Here is a 23,531-nt window from a genome sequence, read left to right as displayed (position 1 = left end):
GAACCTTATTCGGCGATATCGACGCCGTCAAAGCGATGGATGCCTAGCGGATCCATCGCAAAGCCGGAGACTGTCTTCTGCATCGGCATGAACACCTTGGAGTGGGCGAGCGTCGCCCACGGTGCCTGCTCCTTGAAGATGACCTGTGCCTGTTCGTAGAGCTTGGTGCGCTCGGCCTGATCGGAAACGGTCTTGGCCTTGTTGATGAGCGCATCGAAGTCCTTGTTGCACCATTCCGCGCGGTTGTTCGAACCGACGGAAGCGCAGCTCAGGAGCACGCCGAGGAAGTTGTCCGGATCGCCGTTGTCGCCGGTCCAGCCGACGATGACGGCGCCGTCGTGGTCGACCGCCGAAGCGCGCTTGAGGTATTCACCCCAATCATAGCTGACGATGTTGACGGTGACGCCGACCTTGGCGAAGTCGGCCTGGATCAGCTCGGCGGTGCGGCGCGCGTTCGGCATGTACGGGCGCGACACGGGCATGGCCCAGACGTTCATCTTGAGGTCCTTGACGCCGGCCTCTTCAAGCATCTTCTTGGCCGCCTCCGGATCGTACGGATCGTCCTTCACGTCCTTGTTGTAGGACCACATGGTTGGCGGGATCGGGTTGATCGCCACCTGGCCGGCGCCCTGGAACACGGCGTCGATAATGGCCTTCTTGTTGATGGCCATGTTGAGCGCCTTGCGGACGCGCACGTCGTCGAACGGCTTCTGCTGGGTGTTGTACATCAGCGCGCCGACGTTGAGGCCTTCCTGCTCCGCGACCGTCAGGTTCGCATCAGCCTGCAGGCCGGCGATGTCGGCCGGTGCCGGATATGACATGATGTTGCATTCGCCGGCCTTCAGCTTTTGCGCGCGCACGGCCGGATCGGTGGTGATGGCGAAGACCAGATCGTCGATCTTCTGCTTGCCGCCCCAATAGTCCGGGTTGGCCTTGTAGCGGATGGCGGCGTCGGTCTGGTAGTCGACGAAGATGAACGGGCCGGTGCCGACCGGCTTCTGGTTGAACAGTTCAGGCGTCTTATCGGCCTGCAGCTTGTCGGCATATTCCTTCGAGACGATCGAGGCGAAATCCATGCCCAGCGTCGGAATGAAGGTGATCGCCGGCTCCTTGAGGGTGAACTTCACCGTCAGGTCGTCGACCTTCTCGACCTTGGTGATGTTGTCGCCGAATTGGTCATTGTAATACTGGTAGGCGATGCCCGGTATGTACTGGAACCAGGGGCCGTTCTTGTCGACCTGGCGCTCGAACGAAAACACCACGTCGTCGGCGTTCAGGTCGCGCGTCGGGGTGAAGTAGTCGGTGGGCGCGAACTTGACGCCCTTGCGCAGCTTGAAAGTATATTCCTTGCCGTCGTCGGAAATCGCCCAGCTGTCAGCCAGGCCGGGCGAGACCGAGGTCTTGCCGTGATCGAATTCGACGAGGCGGTTGAAGACGGTACGCGAGGACGCATCGAACGTCTGTCCCGCAGTGTACGGCGCCGGATCGAAACCTTCTGGCGACGCCTCCGCGCAATAGACCAGAGTTTTCGCGTTGGCCACGCCGCCCAGGACGCTTGCAGCCAGCAACGCGGCTGCAAAAGTCAATTTCTTCTTCATTGAGCACTCCCTGATGTTCTTCCAAGCCCCTCTATCAGGCTCGCGAAGCGCGCATATAAGCACCGTTTTTCCGGCTTTGGAACACCCCGTTTGCTTACCCCGCGGGAAGCAGGAAAAAAATCCGCGTTTTTGCTAAATGGCAGAAAAAATTAGCAGTTTTTTCCATTCACGATATTATTAACGACCGCATTTTTTTATTGATCCGACGTCCGGCGACAAGGGTGCCGCGCGCCGTCTTCATCCGGGCATCGATGCGGAAAAATGCCGGTTCCAAGTACAGCCGGCGGGAACGATTTCCGACGGCAAATCTTTCGGGGTCTTGCCGCAAGGGCAAGACTTGCACCGCCGCCGATAGAGGCAATACATAGGTGCACATGCTGGCGGCAGCGGAGGACGTCTCCATCAATCCGGAGGCGGCGCGGCACGGGCCAACGAGAAACAGACGACCAGGGTTGTCGAGGAGGAACGGGTGGCAAAAGCATCGAAGGCGCCAGTGAAGGCGTCGGCCAAGGCGGTCTCGAACCCAGCGGCCGGTGGGCAAGGCAAAGCCGCAGCCGCGAAAGCGGCGGCCAAACCCGCCAAGAGCCCCCCCACGGCGGAAGCAGCGGCCACTGCCAGTACCGGCAAGAAGCCGGCGACGAAAGCCGCGCCGGCAAAGGCATCCGCGACCAAGGCCGGACCGGGCAAGGCCGGAACGACGAAGAGTTCGCCACCAGCGAAGGCTGCACCTGTCTCGAAACCGGCGACCGCGGCCAGCCAGCGGCTGCCGAAGGCGCTCACCGAACTCGCCGCCGGCCTGCCGCAAAAGCCATGGCTCAACAGCTATCCCAAGAACATGCCGGCCGAGATCGGCGCCCTTCCCTACAGTTCCATCGGCGACTTCCTGGTTGGCGCCTGCAAGCAGTTCGCCGGTCAGCCGGCTTTCACTTGCATGGGCAAGTCCATTACCTACGCTGAACTCGAACAGCTATCGGCGGCCTTCGGTGCCTATCTGCAGTCCACCGGATTGCAGAAGGGCGCGCGCGTCGCCCTGATGATGCCGAATGTGCTGCAGTATCCCGTGGCGATGATGGCGGTCGCCCGCGCCGGCTTCACGGTGGTGAACGTCAATCCGCTCTACACGCCGCGCGAACTGGAGCATCAGCTCAAGGATTCCGGGGCGCAGGCCATCGTCATCCTCGAAAACTTCGCCAGCACCTTGCAGGCGGTCGTCGCCAGGACCTCGGTCAAGCATGTCATGGTCGCCGCCATGGGCGACCTGCTCGGCGGCCTGAAGGGCTCGATCGTCAATCTGGTCGTGCGCCGCGTCAAGAAAATGGTGCCGGCCTGGTCATTGCCCGGCCATGTCAAGTTCAATGCCGCCCTGAAGGCTGGCCGCGGCATGGCCTTCAAGCCGGCCACGGTGGCCGCCAGTGACGTCGCCTTCCTGCAATATACCGGCGGCACCACCGGAATCTCGAAAGGCGCGACCCTCTCGCACAGCAATGTACTGGCCAATGTCGCGCAGAATGCGCTGTGGCTGCAGGACGCCTACACCGTCAAGCCAAAGCCGGCGCATCTCAACCTCGTCTGCGCATTGCCGCTCTACCATATCTTCGCGCTGACGGTGAATGCGCTGATGGGCATGCAAATGGGCGGCCAGAACATACTGATCCCCAATCCGCGCGACATTCCCGGCTTCGTCAAGGAAATGGGCAAATATCCGATCCATATCTTTCCGGGCCTCAACACGCTGTTCAATGCGCTCTTGAACAATGAGGACTTCCGCAAGCTCGACTTCAGGCCGCTGCTGCTGACGCTGGGCGGCGGCATGGCGGTGCAGAAGGGCGTCGCCGAGCGCTGGAAGGCGCTGACCGGGTGCCCGATCAGCGAAGGCTACGGTCTTTCGGAGACCTCGCCGGTGGCGACGGCCAACAAATTCAGTTCCGGCGACTTCACCGGCACCATCGGCCTGCCGCTGCCCTCGACCGAAATCGCCATCCGCGACGACGACGGCAACAACGTGCCGCTCGGCGAGGTCGGCGAGATCTGCATCAGGGGACCGCAGGTGATGGCGGGTTACTGGAACCGGCCGGACGAGACCGCCAAGGTGATGACCGAGGACGGCTTCTTCAAATCGGGCGACATGGGCTTCATGGACGAACGCGGCTACACCAAGATCGTCGATCGCAAGAAGGACATGATCCTCGTTTCCGGCTTCAACGTCTATCCGACCGAACTCGAGGAGGTCGTGGCGGCGCATCCCGGCGTGCTCGAAGTGGCGGCGATCGGCGTGCCGGACGAGCATTCGGGCGAAGTGCCGAAGCTGTTCATCGTCAAGAAGGATCCGGCCCTGACGGCCGAAGCCATCACCGCCTTTTGCCGCGAGAACCTGACCGGCTACAAGCGTCCCAGATACATCGAGTTCAGGACCGAATTGCCGAAGACGCCGGTCGGCAAGATCCTGCGGCGGGCTTTGCGCGGGTAGTGGGTGATAGTCCTGCCTACGGCGAGGCGCCGGACAACGATTTGCCGGGCCGGCACCTCCGCCTCGACCCGGCAGCGTTCATCAAGGCGAATATGCGCCTTGTCCCGGTACCGGCGCTTCCCGAAATCCAGCTGTACACCGCTCACCCGGGCAGCGGGCTGAGGCGCCTCGTCGACCCTGAAGAGGATCACGATGACACGCGGGAACCGCAGCCGCCCTACTGGGCCTATGCGTGGGCCGGCGGCGCCGTGCTGGCGCGCTATATCCTCGATCATCCGAAGATCGTGACAGGCCGCCGCGTGCTCGATCTCGGAGCCGGGTCCGGCATTGTCGGCATCGCCGCCGCGAAAGCCGGCGCGCGTGAGGTGATAGCCGCCGAGATCGATCGCAACGGCATTGCCGCGATCGGCCTCAATGCGGCGGCGAACGGCGTCGAGATCATAGTGATCGGCAAAGACATCACCACCGGCTCGCCACCCACCGTGGACCTCGTGCTGGCCGGCGACGTGTTCTACGGCCGCGAGGTCGCTCTGCGGGTTACCCCATTCCTCGATCGTTGCCTGGCAGCCGGCATCACGGTGCTGGCCGGCGATCCCCGCCGCAGGGACCTGCCGCTGCACCGGCTGCGATTGCTCGCCGAATATCAAGTGCCGGATTTCGGTGACGCGAAGGGTGCTGCAAGCAAGCCGAGCGGAGTGTTTTCGTTCGAGGCGGAACAGCGGTAGGGCGACGGCCAAAGCCCAATCGCGGGAACGGCCGGGGTTCGACGCGATGCTCGCTTACGTCCAACATGAACGACTGCCTTGCGCCCCATTTCAGTCGCCCGCATCCAATTCATGGTCTCCAAAGGCGGTCATTGTGATGACAAACTCTAAGTCCCCCTCGCGCCAGAAGCAGAAGCAGCCGGCCCAAGAGCGCACCTCATAATGCAAGGAATTGCCAGAGCGCTTCGGGCGATCCCGTAGTGAGCAATCCGACTAAAAGCGCGATTACGGCCAGGAGTTGGAGCAGGACGATGCCAACGAGCGTGGAGCGGAACGGCTCCTTGCGCGTCTTGTGTCGGATCGTTTGCTGCGCGATCACAGTTCCGATGCTGCCGCCGATTATAGCAAGGGTCAGAAGCGTCGACTCGGGAATGCGTTGTAAACTGTTTTTGGCCCTAGCCTTGTCGAACGCCATAGCGGCGTACGCCAGCAAGTTTACCGCTGAAACGTAGCCGATGACACCGATTGCGAACTGCCCCGACATGGCCCCCCCGTCTTCGGGGTAGTATAACCGAAGCCCGTTAATCCAACGCGAATGAGAGCGGATCCAGCGGGTTTTCTGAAATCTCAGTCGTTGGTGTCCCCCAAAAAGGCGGCTTTCGACACTCGGGACCCAAAAGCCGTCATTCCGATTCCGTCGCTATCTCGGTCATTGATGGCAAAGTGCCTTTTTGCTCCTTCCTGATCAGGCCGTCTCCTTGACCCGCGCCGACAGGAAATCCGGCAGGTCGGCAACCGAATCCAGGATGAGGTCGGCGATCTCGGCCAGCGATTCGCGGGTGCCGGTGCCGGAGAGCACGCCGACCGCGAGGCCGCAGCCGCCGGCACGCGCCATTTCGAGATCGTGACGGTTATCACCGACCATGGCGATCTCCGCCGGCTTCAGCCCGGTAAGATCGCAAAAGGCCTGGATGGTGTCGGGCGCTGGCTTGGGGTTCGCCACCGCGTCATAACCATAGGCGGCATCGAACAGTTGCGCGACGCCGAGCGTGACCAAGGTCTTCTCCGCGCCGCTGGTCGAATCGTTGGTGGCGACGCCAAGGCGGTAGGATCGCTTGTGCAGCAGAGCCAGCGTGTCGACGATATCGGGCAGCGCCACCGCCATCGCCGAGCCCTGCACCGAGGTGATCTCGTTGAAGCGGGCGACGGCCAGCATCTGATCCTCGTTGGACAGGCGCGGAAACCACAGTTCGACGACGTCGAGATTGGTGCCGGAGGCAAAGATGGAGTCGGGTTTGAAGCGCCGGTTGGCGAAATCGAAGCCGGCGGCGGCCAGCAACCTGTCGGCCTTCCAGCGGTCGCCCTCGGCTGCGTCCATGGCCATGAAATCGGCAACGCCGAGCCAGGTCGCGTTGAAATCGACAAGTGTCCCGTCCTTGTCGAACAATATGCCCTTGATGTCTGCCAAACTTTTCACTCCGAACCACGCAATTGGTGGATGTATCCCACAAGGCCAGCGGTCGACGCGTCGCGCTTGGCGGCACTTTCCTTGCCTTCCACGACAGGCAGGAGGCCGGTGGCCAGTTCCTTGCCGAGTTCGACGCCCCACTGGTCGAAAGAGTTGATGTTGAACAGCGTGCCCTCGACGAAGACGCGGTGCTCGTAGAGCGCGATCAGCCGGCCAAAGGTGCGCGGGTCGAGCTTGCGGTAGAGGATGGTCACCGAAGGCCGGTTGCCGGAAAAGACGCGGTGCGGCGCGATACGGTCGACGTCCGCCGGCTTCATGCCCTTGGCCAGCATCTGCGCGCGCGCCTCTTCCAGCGTGCGGCCCTTCATCAAGGCTTCCGACTGCGCCAGGCAGTTGGCGAGCAGCAGGTCATGCTGGTGCTTGAGATCGGGCTCATGGCCGACGGCGGCGGCGAGGAACTCGACAGGGATCAAATCGGTGCCCTGGTGCAGCAGCTGGAAAAAGGCGTGCTGACCGTTGGTGCCTGGCTCCCCCCACACCAGCGGCCCGGTCGGCGTCGTCACCGGCGTGCCGTCGAGGGTGACGCTCTTGCCGTTCGATTCCATGTCGAGCTGCTGCAGATAGGCCGGCAGCCTGGACAGGCGCTGGTCATAGGGGATGACCGCGCGGGCCGGATAGCCGCAGATCACGCGGTGCCACCAGCCGACAAGCCCCAGGAGCGCCGGCAGGTTCTTCCGGAGCGGCGCGGAACGGAAATGCTCGTCCATCTCGTGCGCACCGTCGAGGAAGGCGCGGAAATTGCGCGGGCCGATGGCGATCATGACCGGCAGGCCGATCGCGCCCCATAGCGAATAGCGGCCGCCGACCCAGTCCCAGAAGCCGAAGACGCGATCCTGCTCGATGCCGAACCTGGCCACTAGGTCGAGCGCGGTCGAGACGGCGGCGAAGTGCTTGCCCACGGCCTCCTTGCCCAAAGCCTTCTCGATCCATTGCCGCGCGGTCTGCGCATTGGTCATCGTCTCGACCGTGGTGAAGGTCTTGGAGGCGATGATGAACAGCGTGGTTTCGGCGGACAATCCCTTCAGCGTGTCGTGGATATGAGCGCCGTCGATGTTGGAGACATAATGCGCGTGCGGGCCATCATGATAGGGGGCGAGCGCCAGCGTCGCCATGGCCGGACCAAGGTCCGAGCCGCCGATGCCGATATTGACGATGTCGGTGATCTTCTTGCCGGTGGCCCCTGTCGCCTTGCCGGAGCGGATGGCATCGGCGAAGGCGCCCATGGCGTCGAGCACGGAAATGACATCCGCCTTGACGTCCTGGCCGTCGACCGTGACACCCTTGCCGCTGAGGTTGCGCAATGCCGTGTGCAGAACGGCGCGGTCTTCGGTGACATTGATCTTCTTGCCGGCGAACATGGCGGCGCGGCGGCCTTCGAGATCGGCGGCGGCGGCGAGCTTTTCCAGGAGATCCATGGTCGCCGCGTCGACGGCGCATTTCGACCAGTCGAGCAGAAGGTCGCCATCGGTAGCGGAGAATGTCTTGAAGCGCTGCGGATCGGCGGCGAAGACCTGGCGCATGTCGCCAGGTGCGGCGGCGCGATGATCGCGCAAGGCGGCAAGCTGTTTCTGGAAGGCTGACTGATCCACTGGCGGGGACTCCTGGCGTTTTAGACGCACCATATCAGACCGGATGTTTCCGGCGCGTGTCGTCGCGCCGAAACTATTGAGCCGAATTCCATGCGGTCAATACGCGGCGATGACGCAGCGCATCACGATGCGATGACACAATGTATCAGCAGGGAGGTGGGTATCTATCAGCGAGGGTGGCAGCGCCTTGTTTCGGGCCTGAAGGATCACTGGCATAAATCCCAAAGATCAGAAAAATTGATTGGCGCAACCCCTTGTGCCACGGTTACGTTCGGCTGGTCCAGCCAAGCAAAAAAGGCTGGCCATCGAGGAACATCTTCCATGCCACAGAGAAACGACACGGCAATATGGTCCGGCCTGTTCCGGATTTCGGCTGAATCCGGCCAGACCTTGCAGGCGCAGATCCGCCAAGCCATCGTGGCCGCCATTCTCGACCGCCAGATCGCCGCTTCGATGCCGCTTCCTTCCTGTCGCATCCTGGCCGAAAAACTCGGCGTGGCGCGCGGAACGGTGGTGCTGGCCTTCCAGCAACTCGTCGACCAGGGTTTCCTGGTGGCGCGCGAGCGGCGCGGCCATTTCGTCAATCCGGATGTGCTGGCGACACCGGCCAAGCCGCACCAGAAGGCGCCTGACCAAGCCAATGAGATCGACTGGAAGGCACGCCGGCAGATCGCCGCCAGCGATATGCCGCCGCCGGCCAAGCACGAGAACTGGATCAAGTCGTCCTACCCCTTCGTCTACGGCCAGTTCGACCCGGCGCTGTTCCCGACCGCCGAGTGGCGCGAGTGCAACCGCATGGCGCTGGCCGTGCTGGAGATCCGCAACTGGGCGTCCGACATGGTCGATCGCGACGATCCGCTGCTGATCGAGCAAATCCAGGCCCGGCTGCTGCCCAGGCGCGGCATTTTCGCCAATCCCGACGAGATCATCGTCACGCTGGGCGCCCAGAACGCGCTCTATATGCTCGCTTCGCTCTTGATGACCAAGGGCTCGAAAGTGGCGATGGAGGATCCGGGCTACCCCGACGCGCGCTCGATCTTCCGGCTCGCAGGCGCCGACATCGAACCGGTGCCGGTGGACCAGTCCGGCATCGTAACCTCTTCTATTCCCAATGATTCCGGGTTCGTGTTTGTCACGCCGAGCCATCATTGCCCGACCATGGTGCCGTTGTCGGCGGAGCGGCGGCAGGATCTTCTGGCGCGCGCCAACCGGCACAACCAGATCATCATCGAAGACGGCTATGACAGCCAGCTTCTCGACGAGGCGCCTCAGCAGGCGCTGAAGAGCCTCGACCGTTCCGGCCGCGTCGTTTATGTCGGCTCGATGTCGAAGACGCTGGCCCCCGGCCTGCGGCTTGGCTACATCGTGGCCTCGGCTGGACTAATCGCCGAACTGAGGGCGCTGCGCCGCTTCATGCTGCGCCATCCGCCGGCGAACAACCAGCGCGCCGTGGCGCTGTTCCTGTCGCTCGGCCATCACGAAGCGCTGGTGCGGCGGCTGTCGAGCGCCTTCGACGAGCGGCGCAAGCGTCTGGTCCATGCGATTTCCGCCTTCTTGCCGGAGTGGCGCTCGACGGATTCGGCCGGCGGCACATCGCTGTGGCTGGAAGGGCCACGCGGCACCGATTCGCGCGGTTTGGCCGAGGCCGCGGCCTCGCGCAGCGTCATTATCGAGCCGGGCGACCGGTTCTTCGACCGCACCGAAAAGCCTTCGCATTTCATGCGGTTGGGCATTTCCTCGATCGCGCTGCAGCACATCGAGCCCGGCATCCGGGAACTGGCCACCGCCGCTGGCCGCAGGCCCGCAGCCGCCTGATTCCACTGACCGGAGCCGCGCAATAGCGGCTTCGGCTCCTTTAGCTCTGGCATATGCAACCGGACCGGCTGGCTCATAGGCTGTGCCAATGCCGGCGGCATAGTCGTGGCACAAAGGGGAAGAAGCAGCCGATGGTGGACCAACCGCCGCGCTGTTTCTCGTGAAAGGTGGAGTGCTTCGATGTCTGTGGTTCTTGAAAAGCAGGAAGCGGCAGCGGATCAACGCTCGCGCCGCTCCGGCGGACGCGAAGCGCGCCGCGCGATGCGGGCAGCGCCATTGGCCGACGACATCAAGCCGGTGCGGGCCGGGCTTGAGGGTGGCAGCTACGGACCACTGAAGGGCAATGATCGCGAGCGCATCCACGAAGCGGTGCTGACGCTCCTGGAGACAGTCGGCTTCGCCAACGCCATCCCCTCCTGCATCGAGGCGCTGACCCAGGCCGGCGCCACCTACGGCGACGATGGCCGCATCCGGTTCCCGCGCGCGCTGGTGCTCGAGACGATCAAGAAGGCGGCACGGAATTTCACCTTGCACGGCCAGGATCCCAAACACGACATGGTGATCCAGGGCAAGCGCGTGCACTACGGAACGGCCGGCGCCGCGGTTCATCTGGTGGATGTCGAGAAGCGCGAATACCGCGAGTCGCTGCTGCAGGACATCTATGACGCCGCCCGCATCGTCGAAGGGCTCGACAACATCCATTTCTTCCAGCGGCCGATGGTGCCGCGCGACATTCCCGATCCGCTCGAAATGGATTTCAACACGCTCTACGCCTGCGTGATGGGCACGTCCAAGCATGTCGGCACCTCGTTTACGGTGCGCGAGAACGTGCAGCCGGCGCTCGAAATGCTCTATGCCATTGCCGGCGGCGAAGAGAATTTCCGCGCCCGGCCGTTCGTGTCGAACTCGAACTGCTTCGTCGTGCCGCCGATGAAATTCGCCGAGGACGCCTGCGGCGTGCTCGAGGCCTGCGTCGAGGGCGGCATTCCGATCCTGCTTTTGTCGGCGGGACAGGCCGGAGCCACGGCACCGGCGGCGATTGCCGGCGCCGTGGTACAAGCGGTCGCCGAAGTGCTGGCCGGCCTGGTCTATGTCAACGCCATAAAACCAGGACATCCGGCGATCTTCGGCACTTGGCCATTCGTATCGGATCTCAGGACAGGCGCCATGTCGGGCGGCTCCGCCGAGCAGGCCGTGCTGACCGCGGCCTGCGCCCAGATGGCGCAATTCTACGATTTGCCGGGCGGTTCAGCCGCCGGCATGACGGATTCGAAGCTGCCCGACATCCAGTCCGGCTATGAAAAGGGCATCACCGACGTGATGGCGGGCCTTGCCGGGCTCAACCTGGTCTACGAATCGGCCGGCATGCACGCCTCGCTGCTCGGCTTCTGCCTGGAAAGCCTGATCATCGACAACGACATGCTCGGCCATTGCCTGCGCTGCGTGCGCGGCATCGAAGTGACCGACGAAGCGCTGTCGATCGACACCATCGCCGATGTCTGCCTGAAAGGCCCGGGGCACTATCTCGGCAACGAGCAGACGCTGCGACTGATGCAGACCGAGTATTTCTATCCTGCCGTCGGCGATCGCTTTTCGCCGAAGGAGTGGAACGAGAAGGGCCGGCCCGACATCCTGCAGCGCGCGATCATCGAGAAGAAGCGCGTCCTTGCCGAGCGCTTTCCGCGCCATGTGCCGAAGCTGCTCGACGATAAATTGCGCGCCCGCTTCGGCGACATGATCAAGCTGCCGCGCGGCGGCATGGGCGGCTGAGCGCAGCTATTCGGCGGCCAGCCCATAACGTTCGACGACCTCGGCGTTGATCAGCTTGGCGTGCAGCGCCATCAGCACGATCCGCGCATCGAAGCTGTCGCCGGTTTCAAGAGCCGCCTCGATCCGGCGCTCCGCGTCGAGCCGCTGTTGCGGACCTTGCGCACGCTCGAAGGTTTCCGGTCCGGCGATGCAATAGCTGAACAGGTTCGCCACCTGTGGATAGGCCTGCGGCGGTGGCTCCTCGGGCCAGTGATCCTTCATCAGATTGACGATGGTGAGTTTCACCCCTTCGGGCACGAGGGCCGGGTGCAGGTCGGCGCCGCGCAAGGCGGCGTCGAGTTGCCGCAAATCACCCGAGCGGCCGAACATGCCGAGAAAGCCGAGGGAAGAGCGTCGTTGCGCCATGATGGTCCAATCCGTTTCCAACCAGTTAGGTGGTTCGGAAGCGGAATACAAAGGCAGCGACCGGCGTCTATCCACTCACTGCCAGCAGCAAGACACCGACCAGGGCCGACCCGGCGAGTGTCGGCAGCATGCCGATCTTCAGCTTGAGGACAGCGATCATGGCGGCACAGGACAACAATGCTGCGCGCCAGTCGATCGATGACGGCACCGGCACATTCATGCCGAGGCCAAGTTTGCTGACTTGGTGAAAGATAACGTGCATGGCGAACCACAAAGCGAGGTTCAGGACGACGCCGACCACGGCGGCGGTAATGGCTCCGAGTGCGGCGGACAGAGCCTTGTTGCCACGCAAGGCCTCGATATAGGGCGCACCGAGGAATATCCAGAAGAAGCAGGGCGTGAACGTGACCCACAAGGTCAGCAGTGCTCCAAGCGATCCGCCAAGCAACGGGTTCAGCGAGCCGGCGTGGCGAAACGCGGCGATGAAGCCGACAAACTGCAAAACCAGAATGAGCGGCCCCGGCGTGGTCTCGGCAAGCCCGAGGCCATCGACCATTTCACCGGGGGTGAGCCAGCCGAAAGACTGCACGGCCGCCTGTGCGACATAGGCAAGGACCGCGTAGGCGCCGCCGAAGGTGACGACCGCCATGACGCTGAAGAACCCGCCGATCTGCGTCCACACGCTGCTCGTCCCGGTGAGCGCCCAGAGCAGCAGGACCGGCCCGAGCCAGATCGGAAGCCAGATGGCGATGATACGCGGCGCATGCCATCTTGTCGGCCTGGTGTGGGCCAGCTCGCCGCGTTCGAACATCAGGTCGACCGCGCCCCTGATATCGGGGGCGTCGTTCTTGCCGTGCGCCGCGCCGGAAAACAGGGCTGGCGCGACACGGCTTCCCAGCCATCCCACCAATCCCGCAATCAGGACGATGAGCGGGAACGGGATGCTGAGCACATAGATACCGAGAAAAGCGCAAACCGCGATCGCCACCATCACCCGGTTCTTCAAGGCGCGGCGGCCGATGCGGATCACCGCCTCGACCACGACCGCGAGCACGGCGGCCTTCACCCCGAAGAACAGCGCCGCGACGAGCGGCACATCGCCATAGAGCGCATAGAAGATGCTCAAGGTGAGCATGACGAGTGCGCCAGGCACCACGAACAGGACACCGGCGACAAGGCCGCCGATCGTCCTGTGCAGCAGCCAGCCTATATAGATGGCGAGCTGCTGGGCCTCGGGACCGGGCAGCAGCATGCAGTAATTCAAGGCATGCAGGAAACGCTGTTCGCCAATCCACCGCCTCTCCTCGACCAGCTCCTTGTGCATGAGCGCAATCTGCCCCGCCGGCCCGCCGAAGCTCAGCAATCCGATCTTCGCCCAGAGTTTCGTAGCCTCGCGGAAGCTCGGAACCGCCGATGTCTCGACGATATCGGGATCTTTCCCCGAAATGAGGCTGCTCATGACGGCTTCACCCCGCTCGGCCAGTTGTGCGTCTCGTCGGTGGCGTCGCGGCACCACCGGAAGAACGCGTCATAGAGCAGCATTCCCGCCTCCAGCTGCTCCAGATCGTCGCGGAACATGCGGGACAGGCCGAGCGAGGCGGCGAGAAATCCGGCGGCCTGGGGAACCAGGTCAAGCCGTGCGGTGTCGGCCGCGCGCACGATCGGGGCAAGGCGATCGAGCGCCTGGGATTCCAGCCCGAACTCCTCGATCATCGTATCGAAGGTGCAGCGCTCGCCGCGATGGCTCCAGAACACATTGTCGATGTCGAAGGATACGGCCTGAAAGCGGTCGGCGACGGCAGGCACTTCGGCTGCGTCGACAAAGAGAAAGACCGCATGCGGATCGATGAAACGCCGGATCAGCCAGGGGCAGGCGATGCGGTCGATCTTGGGGCGAGCCCGCGTCACCCAGACGGTGCGGCCCTTTTCATCGCGAGACGGTATCTTGTCGGCGCGGACCAGAAGGCCGCTGGCATCGCGCCAGGCCTCGAAACCGCCTTCGAGGGATTCGGCGGCAACGCCTTGGTGCCGCAGCCAAGCGGCCACGCCTTGAGAGAGCTTTTGGCCTTTCTGGCAGACGACGGCCACTTGGCTCCCGGCAAGGTCGTTTGCCCAGGCCGAGACGGTTTTGAAGTTGCGCCGGTGCGAGGCCGGCAGCAGGCGCGGATCGGCGTCGTAATCGTCATCGATGCGGACATCGACGATCACAGGTGCGCCGGGCAGACCAATCAGACGGGATAGTTGCTGTACGGTGATAGCGGTTGTTGACGGCATGGCGTCCACCTCCTGAACAGAGAAGCCTGGACGCGAACATTGGGCTGACGCCTCACGGGGTCGTCGCGATGCACCCCTTGGCATGATGGTGGAATTGTTGGGCAGGCTTGTCAAGGACCGAGCGTTCCCGGCCTATGGCGGGGACCGGCGGCCTGATCGATCAAGCCGCCGGTGTTCGCCCATTCATCATCCGTGACCAGCCAGGAATAATCGATGACTATTCCGAGGAATAATCGATGATTATTGCGGGGAATAATCGATGATTATTCCGGGAATAATGATGATTATTCCGGGAATAATCAGTGATTGTCGCGAGGCACGCCCATGGTGTGCGCGACATCCTGGTATTTCACCGCCGGCTTCAGCACCATGCCGGCCGAGAACTGGTCGACCATGCCGCGCTGGATCTCCTGCCATGGCGTCTGGTGCTGGGGATAATGGTAGCCGCCATGTTTCTGCAGCTCGGCGCGCCGCCGCGTGATCTCGTCGTCGCTTACGAGGATGTTCGCGGTGCCTTTGCGCAGGTCGATGCGGACGCGGTCGCCGGTCTTGAGCAGCGCCAGACCGCCGCCGACGGCGGCTTCCGGCGAGGCATTGAGGATCGACGGCGAGCCCGACGTGCCGGACTGGCGGCCGTCGCCGATGCAGGCCAGCGCGTGGATACCCTTCTTGATGAGGTAGGCCGGCGGCTGCATGTTGACGACCTCGGCGCCGCCGGGATAGCCGACGGGGCCGGCGCCGCGCATGAACAGGATGGTGTGCTCGTCGATGCCCTGGGCCGGGTCGTCGATGCGGGCGTGGTAATCCTCCGGGCCATCGAAGACCATGGCGTTGCCCTCGAAGGCTTCCGGATCGTTCGGGTTCGACAGATAGCGCTCGCGGAATTCCGGCGAGATGCCGCTCATCTTCATGATCGCCGAATCGAACAGATTGCCCTTGAAGTTGATGAAGCCGGCATTGGCCTTCAGCGGCTCGGCCACGGTGCGGATGACGTCGGTGTTCTCGTTGGCGACGCCCTCGCAGTTGGCGCCGATCGACTTGCCGTTGACGGTCAGGGCATCGGGATGCGGCAGCATTCCGGCCTTCATCAGTTCGGCCACGACCGCCGGCACGCCACCGGCGTGGTGATAGTCTTCGCCGAGATATTCGCCCGACGGCTGCAGGTTGACGATGAGCGGCACGTTGAGGCCGACCTTCTGCCAGTCGTCATTGTCGAGCGGCACGCCGAGATGGCGGGCGATGGCGTTGAGATGGATCGGCGCGTTGGTGGAACCGCCGATGGCCGAATTGACGACGATGGCGTTTTCGAAGGCCGCGCGGGTCATGATGTCGGACGGTTTCAGGTCCTCGTGCACCATGTCGACGATGCGCTTTCCCGTCTCATAGGCGATCTGGCCGCGCTCGCGGTACGGCGCCGGGATGGCGGCCGAACCGGGCAGTTGCATGCCGAGCGCCTCGGCCAGCGAATTCATCGTCGTGGCGGTGCCCATCGTGTTGCAGTAGCCCGTGGACGGCGCCGAGGAGGCGACAATGTCCATGAACTCGTCATAGTCGATCTCGCCGGCCGACAGGCGCTGGCGCGATTCCCAGACGATGGTGCCCGAGCCCGTGCGCTTGCCCTTGTGCCAGCCATTGAGCATCGGGCCGACCGACAGCGCGATGGCCGGGATATTGACGGTCGCCGCCGCCATGAGCAAGGCAGGCGTGGTCTTGTCGCAGCCGATGGTCAGCACAACGCCGTCGAGCGGATAGCCATAGAGCACTTCGACAAGGCCGAGATAGGCAAGGTTGCGGTCAAGGGCCGCGGTCGGTCGCTTGCCGGTCTCCTGGATCGGGTGACAGGGGAATTCGAAAGGAATGCCGCCCATCGAGACGATGCCTTCGCGTACGCGCTTGGCGAGCTCGATGTGGTGCCGGTTGCAAGGCGAGAGATCAGAGCCGGTCTGGGCGATGCCGATCAGCGGTTTGCCCGACGTCAGCTCGGCGCGTGTCAGCCCGTAATTCAGGTAACGCTCGAGATAGAGCGCCGTCATTCCCGGATTGTCGGGATTGTCGAACCACTCCTGCGAGCGGAACTTTTTCTTTTTCGTGGGGGCGCCGGCCATCATGGTCTCCGTATTTGTATGACAAATCGATATGACAACGCGCGGATGCAGGCAAGGGGGCACGCGTGATCTGAATCCGGACTTTGGTGCGATAGACAGCTATCGAACCGCGCGCTACGACCAATCCGACATCGGCGACGGGGGAGGTTTAAATGGCTTTGGTGATCGAGGGCGAGGAACGTATCGCCGCACCCGTAAAGAAAGTGTGGGAAGCGCTGAATGATCCGGCCGTGCTGAAGGACGCCATTCCGGGCTGCCAGAGCCTGGAAATGAAATCGGCGACCGAGATGGCGGCAACGGTGGTGCTGAAGATCGGTCCGATCAAGGCGACCTTCAACGGCGAAGTGACGCTCAAGAATCTCAAGCCGCCGCATGCCTACACCATCCAGGGCGAAGGCAAGGGTGGCATCGCCGGCTTCGCCAAGGGCGGTGCCGACGTCACCCTCACCGCCGACGGGCCGGACGCGACGGTCCTCAAATATGCGGCCAAGGCAGAAGTCGGCGGCAAGATCGCGCAGCTCGGCAGCCGGCTGATCGAATCGACCTCGAAGAAACTGGCCGGACAGTTCTTTTCGGCATTCGGCGAGAAAGTCGGCGGCTGATCGCTCCTCTTGGGGGATCACTCGAACACGATGTTCGGCACCGCCGCTTCGGCCGCGCCGCGTTCCTCATTGACCCTGTCCCAGACCTTGGAAGCGATATCGCGATAGATTTTCGCTTCGGCGCCGTCGGGCTTCGAGACGACCACCGGCGTGCCGGCGTCCGAGCTTTCGCGAATGCCCATTTCCAGCGGCACCTCGCCGAGGAAGGTGACGCCCAGCCTCTCGGCCTCGCGGCGCGCGCCGCCATGGCCGAAAATATCGTAGCGCTTGCCGGTGTCAGGGGCGAGGAAGTAGCTCATGTTCTCGACAATACCGAGCAGCGGCACATCGACTTTCTTGAACATATTGAGACCTTTGCGGGCATCGATCAGCGCCAGGTCCTGTGGGGTCGAGACGATGACCGCGCCGGCCAGCGGCACCTGCTGGGCCATGGTGAGCTGGGCATCGCCGGTGCCGGGCGGCATGTCGACGACAAGCACGTCGAGCCGCCCCCATTCGACCTCGCGCAGCATCTGGGTGAGCGCCGACATAACCATCGGCCCGCGCCAGATCATCGGCGTCTCCTCATCGACGAGGAAACCCATCGACATCACCTTGAGGCCGTAATTCTCCATGGGTTTCAGGATCTTGCCATCGACCGTCTGCGGCCGGCCGCGGATGTTGAGCAGCCTGGGCATCGACGGGCCATAGATGTCGGCATCGAGCACGCCGACCCGCAAGCCGTTGGCGGTAAGGCCGAGCGCCAGGTTGACGGCCGTGGTCGACTTGCCGACGCCGCCCTTGCCCGAAGCAACCGCGATGATCGCCTCGATTCCGGGGACGCCGCGCTTGCCATGGCTCTGAGAAGCAGGAGCATGCTGAGCCGCCCGCGGTGCGGCGGCGGGCGGAGCCGGCCTGGGTGCGGGACGCGATGGAACCGGCGCCTCCATGCCGCCGCCTTTCTTTTCAGCCGTCAGCGCGACGACCGCACCGGCGACGCCGGGAATGGCCTTCACCACCCGCTCGGCGGCGGCGCGCAACGGCTCCATCTCCTGGGCGCGCGCGGCGGGAACGGTGATCGAGAAGAACACTTTCGAATCGGCGATGAAAATCTCCGAAACCATGCCGAGGTCGACGATGTTGCCGGTGAAATCCGGCCCGTTGACGGTCTTCAGGCGCTCGACGACGATTTCCTTGGTGACGGCCATAACAATTCTTCCTCGGCTTAAGGTGCTGCTCACATAGTGCAGATCGGCGGCTGGTCCAAGCGCCACGCCGCGACATCACCGGGCCAGGCTGAGCGCCAGGTAGGTGAGAGCGGAAATCGCCGCCGTCGCCGGCAAGGTGACGACCCAGGCGACGACGATGTTGCCGGCGATGCCCCAGCGGACGGCGGAAACCCGGCGGGCAGCGCCGACACCGATGATGGCACCGGTGATGGTGTGCGTGGTCGAAACCGGGATGCCGAGCCAGGTGGCGGCGAACAGGGTGATCGCGCCGCCGGTCTCGGCGCAGAAGCCCTGCATCGGATTGAGGCGCGTGATCTTCGAGCCCATTGTGTGGACGATGCGCCAGCCGCCCAAAAGCGTGCCCAGGGCCAGCGCCGACTGGCAGGTGAGGACAACCCACAATGGCACATAGAACGAGGTGCCGAGCATGCCTTGCGAATAGAGCAGTACGGCGATGATGCCCATGGTTTTCTGGGCGTCGTTGCCGCCATGGCCGAGCGAATAGAGCGAGGCCGAAAAGAACTGCAGGACGCGAAACGTGCTGTCGACGGCGAATGGCGTCTGGCGCACGAACAGCCATGAAACCACCAGGACCAGGAGAAGCGCCAGGACGAAACCGGTTGCCGGCGACAGTACGATCGCGGCGACGGTCTTGCCGAGACCCGACCAGACGATGGCGCCGAAGCCCGCCTTCGCGACCCCGGCTCCGACCAGCCCGCCGATCAGCGCGTGCGAGCTGCTCGACGGAATACCGGCGATCCAGGTTACGATGTTCCAGACAATGGCGCCGACCAGCGCCGAGAAGATCACCGCCGGCGTGACGACGCTGACGTCGACGATGCCCTTGCCGACGGTCTCGGCGACATGAAGGCCGAAGAACAGGAAGGCGATGAAATTGAAGAAGGCTGCCCACAGCACCGCATAATGCGGCCGCAGCACCCGCGTGGAGACGATGGTGGCGATGGAGTTGGCGGCGTCGTGCAGGCCATTGAGAAAATCGAAGAACAGCGCCACGGCAACGAGGCCGGCGAGCAGGGGAAAGGCGATGGTCGCTTCCATCGCCTAGACGTTCTCGATGACGATGCCGCTGATCTCGTTGGCGACGTCCTCGAAACGGTCGACCACCTTCTCGAGCTGGCCATAGATCTCCGAGCCGATCAAATAGGCCATCGCGTCACCGCCATTGTGGCGCTTGAACAGGTCCTTCAAACCCTGCTCATGCAGGTCGTCGGCCCGGCCCTCGGCACGCATGACCTCCTCGGCGAGTTCATTGAGGCGTGCGCTGTTGGCGCCGACCTTGGCGAGCAGCGGGATCGCCTCCGCGACCAGCTTGGCGGCGTCGACGATGACGCCACCCATTTCCTGCATCAGCGGATCGAATTCGTGCTTTTCGAACAGCCGCACCGTCTTGACAGTCTTGTGCATCGTGTCGATGGCATCATCCATCGACTGGATCAGATCCTTGATGTCGCCGCGGTCGAAAGGCGTGATGAATGAACGCCGCACCGCAAGCAGCACCTGCGCGGTTATGTCGTCCGCCTCGTTTTCGAGATCGATGATCTCCCGGCACCTGCGTTCGATGTCCTTGCCCTGGAGAAGCAGCTGGAGTGCCTCGGCGCCGGCGACCACGGTACGGGAATGCTGTTCGAACAGGTCAAAGAAGCGATCTTCGCGCGGCAACAGCTTGCGGAACCAGCCCAGCATGTTCGTCCCTCCCTGCGCACCAGTTGTATCCACATAGCGCCGCACGCGCCCGCAGGAAACAGTAAGCCGGCTGAAAGACGTGGATCGGGCCGTTTGAAGGCACAATTTGCTGCAAGGCGCATGTCCTTGACGCTCGTCAAGCGGCTGGGCGACCCTACTTCAGCAATGGAACGTTCGACCCAGACAGGTTCAATGACGAGGGAACAATCAGGGAAGGAGACGATCATGCTTGAAAACAGCAACGCAACGGCCAATCTCGCGGTCAGGGACCTGGCCAAGGCAAAGGCTTTCTATGCGGGGACGCTCGGCCTGAAACAGGTGCACGATGAGGGCGGCGAACTGATCGTGTACAAAAGCGGCAACACCACCATCAATGTCTATCGCTCCCAGTTCGCCGGAACCAACAAGGCGACAGCCGTGACGTGGACGGTCGGCGACGCGATCGGAACCGTCGTCGCCGCGTTGAAATCGAAGGGTGTCGTCTTTGAACACTACGAGATGCCCGGTTTGACGCTGGAAGGCGATGTCCATGTCGGGCAGGGTATGAAGGTCGCTTGGTTCAAGGATCCGGACGGCAACATCCTGAATCTCGTCGACAGGTAGTTTTTTGCGATTGCGCAACGGCTGGGGGCGGCACGATTGTCGGCTGTAGCAGCAACCATCTGGCGCGGTGCGGCTGCGCCGGTTAGCTTCACCTATGATCGACAAGCTGGAATTCTTCATCGCACTGGCCAAGGAGGAGCATTTCGGCCGGGCGGCTGAAGCGTGCGGGGTTACGCAGCCGACCTTGTCGGCCGGGATCAAACAGCTCGAGGGCCAGCTCGGCGTCATGCTGGTCAATCGCGGCTCGCGCTTTCAGGGGCTGACGCCGGAGGGCAAGCAGGTGTTGGTCTGGGCGCGCCGCATCGTCGGCGACTCCAGGACGATGCGCGAGGAGATGCGCGCCGCCCGCCACGGCCTTTCCGGCCGCATCCGCATTGCCGCCATCCCGACAGCGTTGGCCATGGTGGCCCGATTGACGACGCCCTTTCGAGACAAGCACCCCGGTGTCACCTTTTCGGTGCTGTCGCGAACCTCGATCGAAGTGCTGTCGCTGCTCGGCAATTTCGATGTCGATGCCGGCATCACCTATCTTGACAACGAGCCGCTCGGACGGGTGACCAGCGTGCCGCTTTATGACGAGCGCTACCAGTTGATCACCGCTATCGGCACTCCCTATTCCGACCGCGACAAAGTGACATGGGCGGAGATCAGCCATTTGCCGCTGTGCCTGTTGACGCCGGACATGCAGAACCGCCGTATCATCGACCAGCATCTGGCGGAAGCCGGCGTGCAGGTGCGGCCGACGCTGGAATCGAACTCGATGATCGTGCTGTTCTCGCACATCCGGACCGGCAAATGGTCGTCGATCATGCCGCTCAACCTTGCGGAAACATTCGGCTTTTCCGAACCGATCCGTGCCATTCCAATCGTCGAGCCCGATGCCAGCCACACGGTCGGGCTGGTCGCCGCGCCGCGTGAGCCGCATACGCCGCTGGTGCAGGCGCTGCTGGACGAGGCGATGGCGCTGGCAGACGATTTCCGCGCCCACCGCTAGGTTAGAGAACTGAGGCGGAAGAGCTTGATAGAAAATTTCTATCAAGCAACGGATCAGCTTTATTGATTTCAGGGGTTTCCTCTGATTTTGTAAAGACTTAGCGATAAAGCCATCGACCAGGGAGGGCGCTGCGTGACGATGCAGACAGCAAGTACCGAGATCGCATCCCGCACGGCGGCGATTGTCCAGGAGTTGAAGGATCTCGAAGGTCCGCTGCTGCCGATCCTCCACGGTATCCAGGAAGAATTCGGCCACGTCCCGCAAGACGCCGTGCCGGTCATTGCCGATGGGCTGAACCTCTCCAGGGCCGAGGTGCACGGTGTCGTCACCTTCTATCATGATTTCCGCGCTCGGCCGGCCGGCCGGCACGTGCTCAAGCTCTGCCAGGCGGAAGCCTGCCGGTCGATGGGTTCGGACGCGGTCGCCGCCAGGGTCAAGCAGTTGCTCGGCATCGATTTCCATGAGACCACGCGTGATGGATCGGTTACGCTGGAGCCGGTCTATTGTCTCGGCCTGTGCGCCTGTTCGCCGTCGGCGATGCTGGACGGCGAGGTGATCGGACGGCTCGATGATGACAAGATCGACGAGATCGTGGCCGAGGTGCGCTCATGACCCCCCGCATCTACATTCCCGGCGATTCCGGCGCGTTGGCGCTGGGCGCGGAAAAGGTCGCCAAAGCGATCGCAAATGAACTTGCCGAGCGCGGCATCGAGGCCAAGATCGTGCGCAACGGCTCGCGCGGCGCCTATTTCCTCGAACCCATGGTCGAAGTGGCGACAGCCAATGGCCGTGTCGCCTACGGGCCGGTGAAGCCGTCGGACGTGAAGAGCCTGTTCGACAGCGGCTTCCTCAAGGGCGGGCATCACAAGCGCTGGCTCGGCGCGCCCGACAAGATCCCGTTCCTCGCCAAGCAGACACGGCTCACCTTCGCGCGCTGCGGCATCAACGACCCGCTGTCGCTCGATGCCTACAAATCGCTCGGCGGATTGAAGGGCCTGCAGAATGCGGTGGCCATGGCGCCCGCCGATATCGTCAAGCAGGTGACGGAGTCCGGCCTGCGCGGCCGTGGCGGCGCGGGCTTTCCGACCGGCATCAAATGGAAGACGGTGCTCGATACGACATCCGAGCGCAAATACATCGTCTGCAACGCCGATGAGGGCGACAGCGCCACCTTCGCCGACCGCATGATCATGGAAGGCGACCCCTTCGTGCTCATCGAAGGGATGGCAATCGCCGGCGTCGCCACCGGCGCGACCAAGGGTTTTGTCTACATCCGCTCGGAATATCCGCACGCGGTGGCTGTCATGAACAAGGCCGTCGAGATCGCCCGCAAGGCCGGTGTGCTCGGCGTCAATGTGCTGGGTTCGCCCAACGCCTTCGACATGGAAATCCGCGTCGGTGCCGGTGCCTATGTCTGCGGCGAGGAAACCTCGTTGCTCAACAGCCTTGAAGGCAAGCGCGGGGTGGTGCGCGCCAAGCCGCCGCTGCCCGCGATACAAGGGTTGTTCGGCAAGCCGACGGTGATCAACAACGTCATCTCGCTGGCTTCCGTGCCTGTTATCATGGACAAGGGTGCCGCCTTCTACAAGGATTTCGGCATGGGCCGCTCACGCGGCACGATCCCGATCCAGATCGCCGGCAACGTCAAGCAAGGCGGCCTGTTCGAAACCGCTTTCGGCCTGACGCTGGGCGAGATCGTCGATGAGATCGGCGGCGGCACGTCCACCGGGCGCCCGGTGAAGGCGGTGCAGGTCGGCGGCCCGCTCGGCGCCTATTTCCCGCGCGCGCTGTTCGACACGCCGTTCGACTACGAAGAATTCGCCAAGCGCGATGGACTGATCGGCCACGCCGGCATTACGGTTTTCGACGACACCGCCGACATGCTGAAGCAGGCACGCTTCGCCATGGAGTTCTGCGCCATCGAAAGCTGCGGCAAGTGCACGCCTTGCCGCATCGGCTCGACGCGGGGCGTGGAAACCATCGACAGGCTCGCCGCCGGCGTCGAGCCGGAGAAGAACCTGGCTCTGGTCACGGACCTCTGCAACACGATGAAATTCGGTTCGCTCTGCGCGCTGGGCGGCTTCACGCCCTACCCGGTGATGAGCTCGATCACGCATTTCCCCGAGGATTTCAAGCCCGCGCCAGCGCGCGTGGCTGCTGAATAG

The 23,531-nt window shown here is 63.3% G+C and carries 20 protein-coding genes; 9 read left to right on the top strand and 11 right to left on the bottom strand.

Features of this window, described 5'->3' with window-relative positions:
* Positions 1-5 precede the first annotated feature (5 nt).
* The gene (locus O7A70_RS03970) at positions 6-1,598 is read right to left on the bottom strand and encodes an ABC transporter substrate-binding protein (RefSeq protein WP_337139121.1); all 1,593 of its coding nucleotides are present in this window, start codon (positions 1,596-1,598) and stop codon (positions 6-8) included.
* 469 nt (positions 1,599-2,067) lie between these two features.
* On the opposite strand from O7A70_RS03970, the gene O7A70_RS03965 reads away from it, so the two are divergent.
* Both O7A70_RS03965 and O7A70_RS03960 read left to right on the top strand, forming a co-directional pair.
* Positions 2,068-4,065, top strand: a complete 1,998-nt coding sequence (locus O7A70_RS03965) for a long-chain fatty acid--CoA ligase (protein WP_337139120.1) — start codon at positions 2,068-2,070, stop codon at positions 4,063-4,065.
* Positions 4,065-4,790 (top strand): class I SAM-dependent methyltransferase, encoded by a 726-nt coding sequence (locus tag O7A70_RS03960; RefSeq protein WP_442921155.1) that lies wholly within the window; start codon positions 4,065-4,067, stop codon positions 4,788-4,790. The genes O7A70_RS03965 and O7A70_RS03960 overlap by 1 nt, the downstream gene beginning before the upstream one ends.
* Positions 4,791-4,986: 196 nt before the next feature.
* On the opposite strand, the gene O7A70_RS03955 is transcribed toward O7A70_RS03960, so the two are convergent.
* From O7A70_RS03955 to pgi, 3 genes are all read right to left on the bottom strand, one after another.
* Positions 4,987-5,313 (bottom strand): DUF1294 domain-containing protein, encoded by a 327-nt coding sequence (locus tag O7A70_RS03955; RefSeq protein ID WP_337133190.1) that lies wholly within the window; start codon positions 5,311-5,313, stop codon positions 4,987-4,989.
* Between the two features lie 201 nt (positions 5,314-5,514).
* Positions 5,515-6,237 (bottom strand): HAD family hydrolase, encoded by a 723-nt coding sequence (locus O7A70_RS03950; protein ID WP_337139119.1) that lies wholly within the window; start codon positions 6,235-6,237, stop codon positions 5,515-5,517.
* A 5-nt stretch (positions 6,238-6,242) separates the two neighbouring features.
* Complete coding sequence (gene pgi, locus O7A70_RS03945; protein ID WP_442921154.1) at positions 6,243-7,886, bottom strand: glucose-6-phosphate isomerase; 1,644 nt, start codon at positions 7,884-7,886, stop codon at positions 6,243-6,245.
* A gap of 321 nt (positions 7,887-8,207) precedes the next feature.
* Between pgi and pdxR the strand changes: the two genes are divergently transcribed.
* Positions 8,208-9,701 carry a MocR-like pyridoxine biosynthesis transcription factor PdxR gene (pdxR, locus tag O7A70_RS03940; protein WP_337139117.1) on the top strand — a complete coding sequence of 498 codons (1,494 nt, stop codon included), beginning with the start codon at positions 8,208-8,210 and terminating at the stop codon, positions 9,699-9,701.
* A 180-nt stretch (positions 9,702-9,881) separates the two neighbouring features.
* Positions 9,882-11,471 (top strand): trimethylamine methyltransferase family protein, encoded by a 1,590-nt coding sequence (locus O7A70_RS03935; protein WP_140773068.1) that lies wholly within the window; start codon positions 9,882-9,884, stop codon positions 11,469-11,471.
* A 6-nt stretch (positions 11,472-11,477) separates the two neighbouring features.
* Here the strand turns inward: O7A70_RS03935 and O7A70_RS03930 are convergent, their stop codons facing one another.
* From O7A70_RS03930 to O7A70_RS03915, 4 genes are all read right to left on the bottom strand, one after another.
* Positions 11,478-11,876, bottom strand: coding sequence for a hypothetical protein (locus O7A70_RS03930; protein ID WP_337139115.1), 399 nt, complete (start codon positions 11,874-11,876; stop codon positions 11,478-11,480).
* A gap of 67 nt (positions 11,877-11,943) precedes the next feature.
* Positions 11,944-13,335, bottom strand: a complete 1,392-nt coding sequence (gene chrA / locus O7A70_RS03925) for a chromate efflux transporter (RefSeq protein ID WP_337139114.1) — start codon at positions 13,333-13,335, stop codon at positions 11,944-11,946.
* Complete coding sequence (locus O7A70_RS03920; RefSeq protein WP_337139113.1) at positions 13,332-14,150, bottom strand: sulfurtransferase/chromate resistance protein; 819 nt, start codon at positions 14,148-14,150, stop codon at positions 13,332-13,334. The genes chrA and O7A70_RS03920 overlap by 4 nt, the downstream gene beginning before the upstream one ends.
* A gap of 299 nt (positions 14,151-14,449) precedes the next feature.
* On the bottom strand, positions 14,450-16,255 hold the full coding sequence (locus tag O7A70_RS03915) for an IlvD/Edd family dehydratase (RefSeq protein ID WP_337139111.1): 1,806 nt from the start codon (positions 16,253-16,255) through the stop codon (positions 14,450-14,452).
* Between the two features lie 152 nt (positions 16,256-16,407).
* On the opposite strand from O7A70_RS03915, the gene O7A70_RS03910 reads away from it, so the two are divergent.
* Positions 16,408-16,857, top strand: a complete 450-nt coding sequence (locus tag O7A70_RS03910) for an SRPBCC family protein (RefSeq protein WP_337139109.1) — start codon at positions 16,408-16,410, stop codon at positions 16,855-16,857.
* A gap of 17 nt (positions 16,858-16,874) precedes the next feature.
* Here O7A70_RS03910 and O7A70_RS03905 read toward each other — a convergent pair whose 3' ends face one another.
* The 3 genes from O7A70_RS03905 to O7A70_RS03895 form a co-directional block, all read right to left on the bottom strand.
* On the bottom strand, positions 16,875-18,044 hold the full coding sequence (locus O7A70_RS03905) for an Mrp/NBP35 family ATP-binding protein (RefSeq protein ID WP_337139107.1): 1,170 nt from the start codon (positions 18,042-18,044) through the stop codon (positions 16,875-16,877).
* Positions 18,045-18,119: 75 nt separating this feature from the next.
* Positions 18,120-19,124 (bottom strand): inorganic phosphate transporter, encoded by a 1,005-nt coding sequence (locus O7A70_RS03900; protein ID WP_337139106.1) that lies wholly within the window; start codon positions 19,122-19,124, stop codon positions 18,120-18,122.
* A gap of 3 nt (positions 19,125-19,127) precedes the next feature.
* Entirely contained in the window at positions 19,128-19,769 is a 642-nt protein-coding gene (locus O7A70_RS03895; RefSeq protein ID WP_027142151.1) for a DUF47 domain-containing protein, read from the bottom strand.
* Positions 19,770-19,994: 225 nt separating this feature from the next.
* Here O7A70_RS03895 and O7A70_RS03890 point away from each other — a divergent pair, with 225 nt between their 5' ends.
* The 4 genes from O7A70_RS03890 to O7A70_RS03875 all read left to right on the top strand — a co-directional run bounded on the left by O7A70_RS03890 (position 19,995) and on the right by O7A70_RS03875 (position 23,531).
* Complete coding sequence (locus tag O7A70_RS03890; RefSeq protein WP_027142152.1) at positions 19,995-20,372, top strand: VOC family protein; 378 nt, start codon at positions 19,995-19,997, stop codon at positions 20,370-20,372.
* A gap of 94 nt (positions 20,373-20,466) precedes the next feature.
* On the top strand, positions 20,467-21,366 hold the full coding sequence (locus O7A70_RS03885) for a LysR family transcriptional regulator (protein WP_337106101.1): 900 nt from the start codon (positions 20,467-20,469) through the stop codon (positions 21,364-21,366).
* A 132-nt stretch (positions 21,367-21,498) separates the two neighbouring features.
* On the top strand, positions 21,499-21,978 hold the full coding sequence (locus tag O7A70_RS03880) for a formate dehydrogenase subunit gamma (RefSeq protein WP_337139104.1): 480 nt from the start codon (positions 21,499-21,501) through the stop codon (positions 21,976-21,978).
* Complete coding sequence (locus tag O7A70_RS03875; RefSeq protein ID WP_337139102.1) at positions 21,975-23,531, top strand: formate dehydrogenase beta subunit; 1,557 nt, start codon at positions 21,975-21,977, stop codon at positions 23,529-23,531. Before O7A70_RS03880 ends, O7A70_RS03875 begins: the two co-directional genes overlap by 4 nt.

Source organism: Mesorhizobium sp. Cs1299R1N1 (assembly GCF_037179655.1).
Lineage (GTDB): Bacteria > Pseudomonadota > Alphaproteobacteria > Rhizobiales > Rhizobiaceae > Mesorhizobium > Mesorhizobium salmacidum.
Note: the sequence above shows the minus strand (reverse complement) of the source record. Positions and strands in the feature narration are given on the sequence as shown.

Coding starts and splice junctions, on each gene's coding strand:
- O7A70_RS03970 (WP_337139121.1), bottom strand. CDS start 1,598: ATGAAGAAGAAATTGACTTTTGCAGCCGCGTTGCTGGCTGCAAGCGTC.
- O7A70_RS03955 (WP_337133190.1), bottom strand. CDS start 5,313: ATGTCGGGGCAGTTCGCAATCGGTGTCATCGGCTACGTTTCAGCGGTA.
- pdxR (WP_337139117.1), top strand. CDS start 8,208: ATGCCACAGAGAAACGACACGGCAATATGGTCCGGCCTGTTCCGGATT.
- O7A70_RS03935 (WP_140773068.1), top strand. CDS start 9,882: ATGTCTGTGGTTCTTGAAAAGCAGGAAGCGGCAGCGGATCAACGCTCG.
- O7A70_RS03930 (WP_337139115.1), bottom strand. CDS start 11,876: ATGGCGCAACGACGCTCTTCCCTCGGCTTTCTCGGCATGTTCGGCCGC.
- chrA (WP_337139114.1), bottom strand. CDS start 13,335: ATGAGCAGCCTCATTTCGGGGAAAGATCCCGATATCGTCGAGACATCG.
- O7A70_RS03920 (WP_337139113.1), bottom strand. CDS start 14,150: ATGCCGTCAACAACCGCTATCACCGTACAGCAACTATCCCGTCTGATT.
- O7A70_RS03915 (WP_337139111.1), bottom strand. CDS start 16,255: ATGGCCGGCGCCCCCACGAAAAAGAAAAAGTTCCGCTCGCAGGAGTGG.
- O7A70_RS03910 (WP_337139109.1), top strand. CDS start 16,408: ATGGCTTTGGTGATCGAGGGCGAGGAACGTATCGCCGCACCCGTAAAG.
- O7A70_RS03905 (WP_337139107.1), bottom strand. CDS start 18,044: ATGGCCGTCACCAAGGAAATCGTCGTCGAGCGCCTGAAGACCGTCAAC.
- O7A70_RS03900 (WP_337139106.1), bottom strand. CDS start 19,124: ATGGAAGCGACCATCGCCTTTCCCCTGCTCGCCGGCCTCGTTGCCGTG.
- O7A70_RS03895 (WP_027142151.1), bottom strand. CDS start 19,769: ATGCTGGGCTGGTTCCGCAAGCTGTTGCCGCGCGAAGATCGCTTCTTT.
- O7A70_RS03890 (WP_027142152.1), top strand. CDS start 19,995: ATGCTTGAAAACAGCAACGCAACGGCCAATCTCGCGGTCAGGGACCTG.
- O7A70_RS03885 (WP_337106101.1), top strand. CDS start 20,467: ATGATCGACAAGCTGGAATTCTTCATCGCACTGGCCAAGGAGGAGCAT.
- O7A70_RS03875 (WP_337139102.1), top strand. CDS start 21,975: ATGACCCCCCGCATCTACATTCCCGGCGATTCCGGCGCGTTGGCGCTG.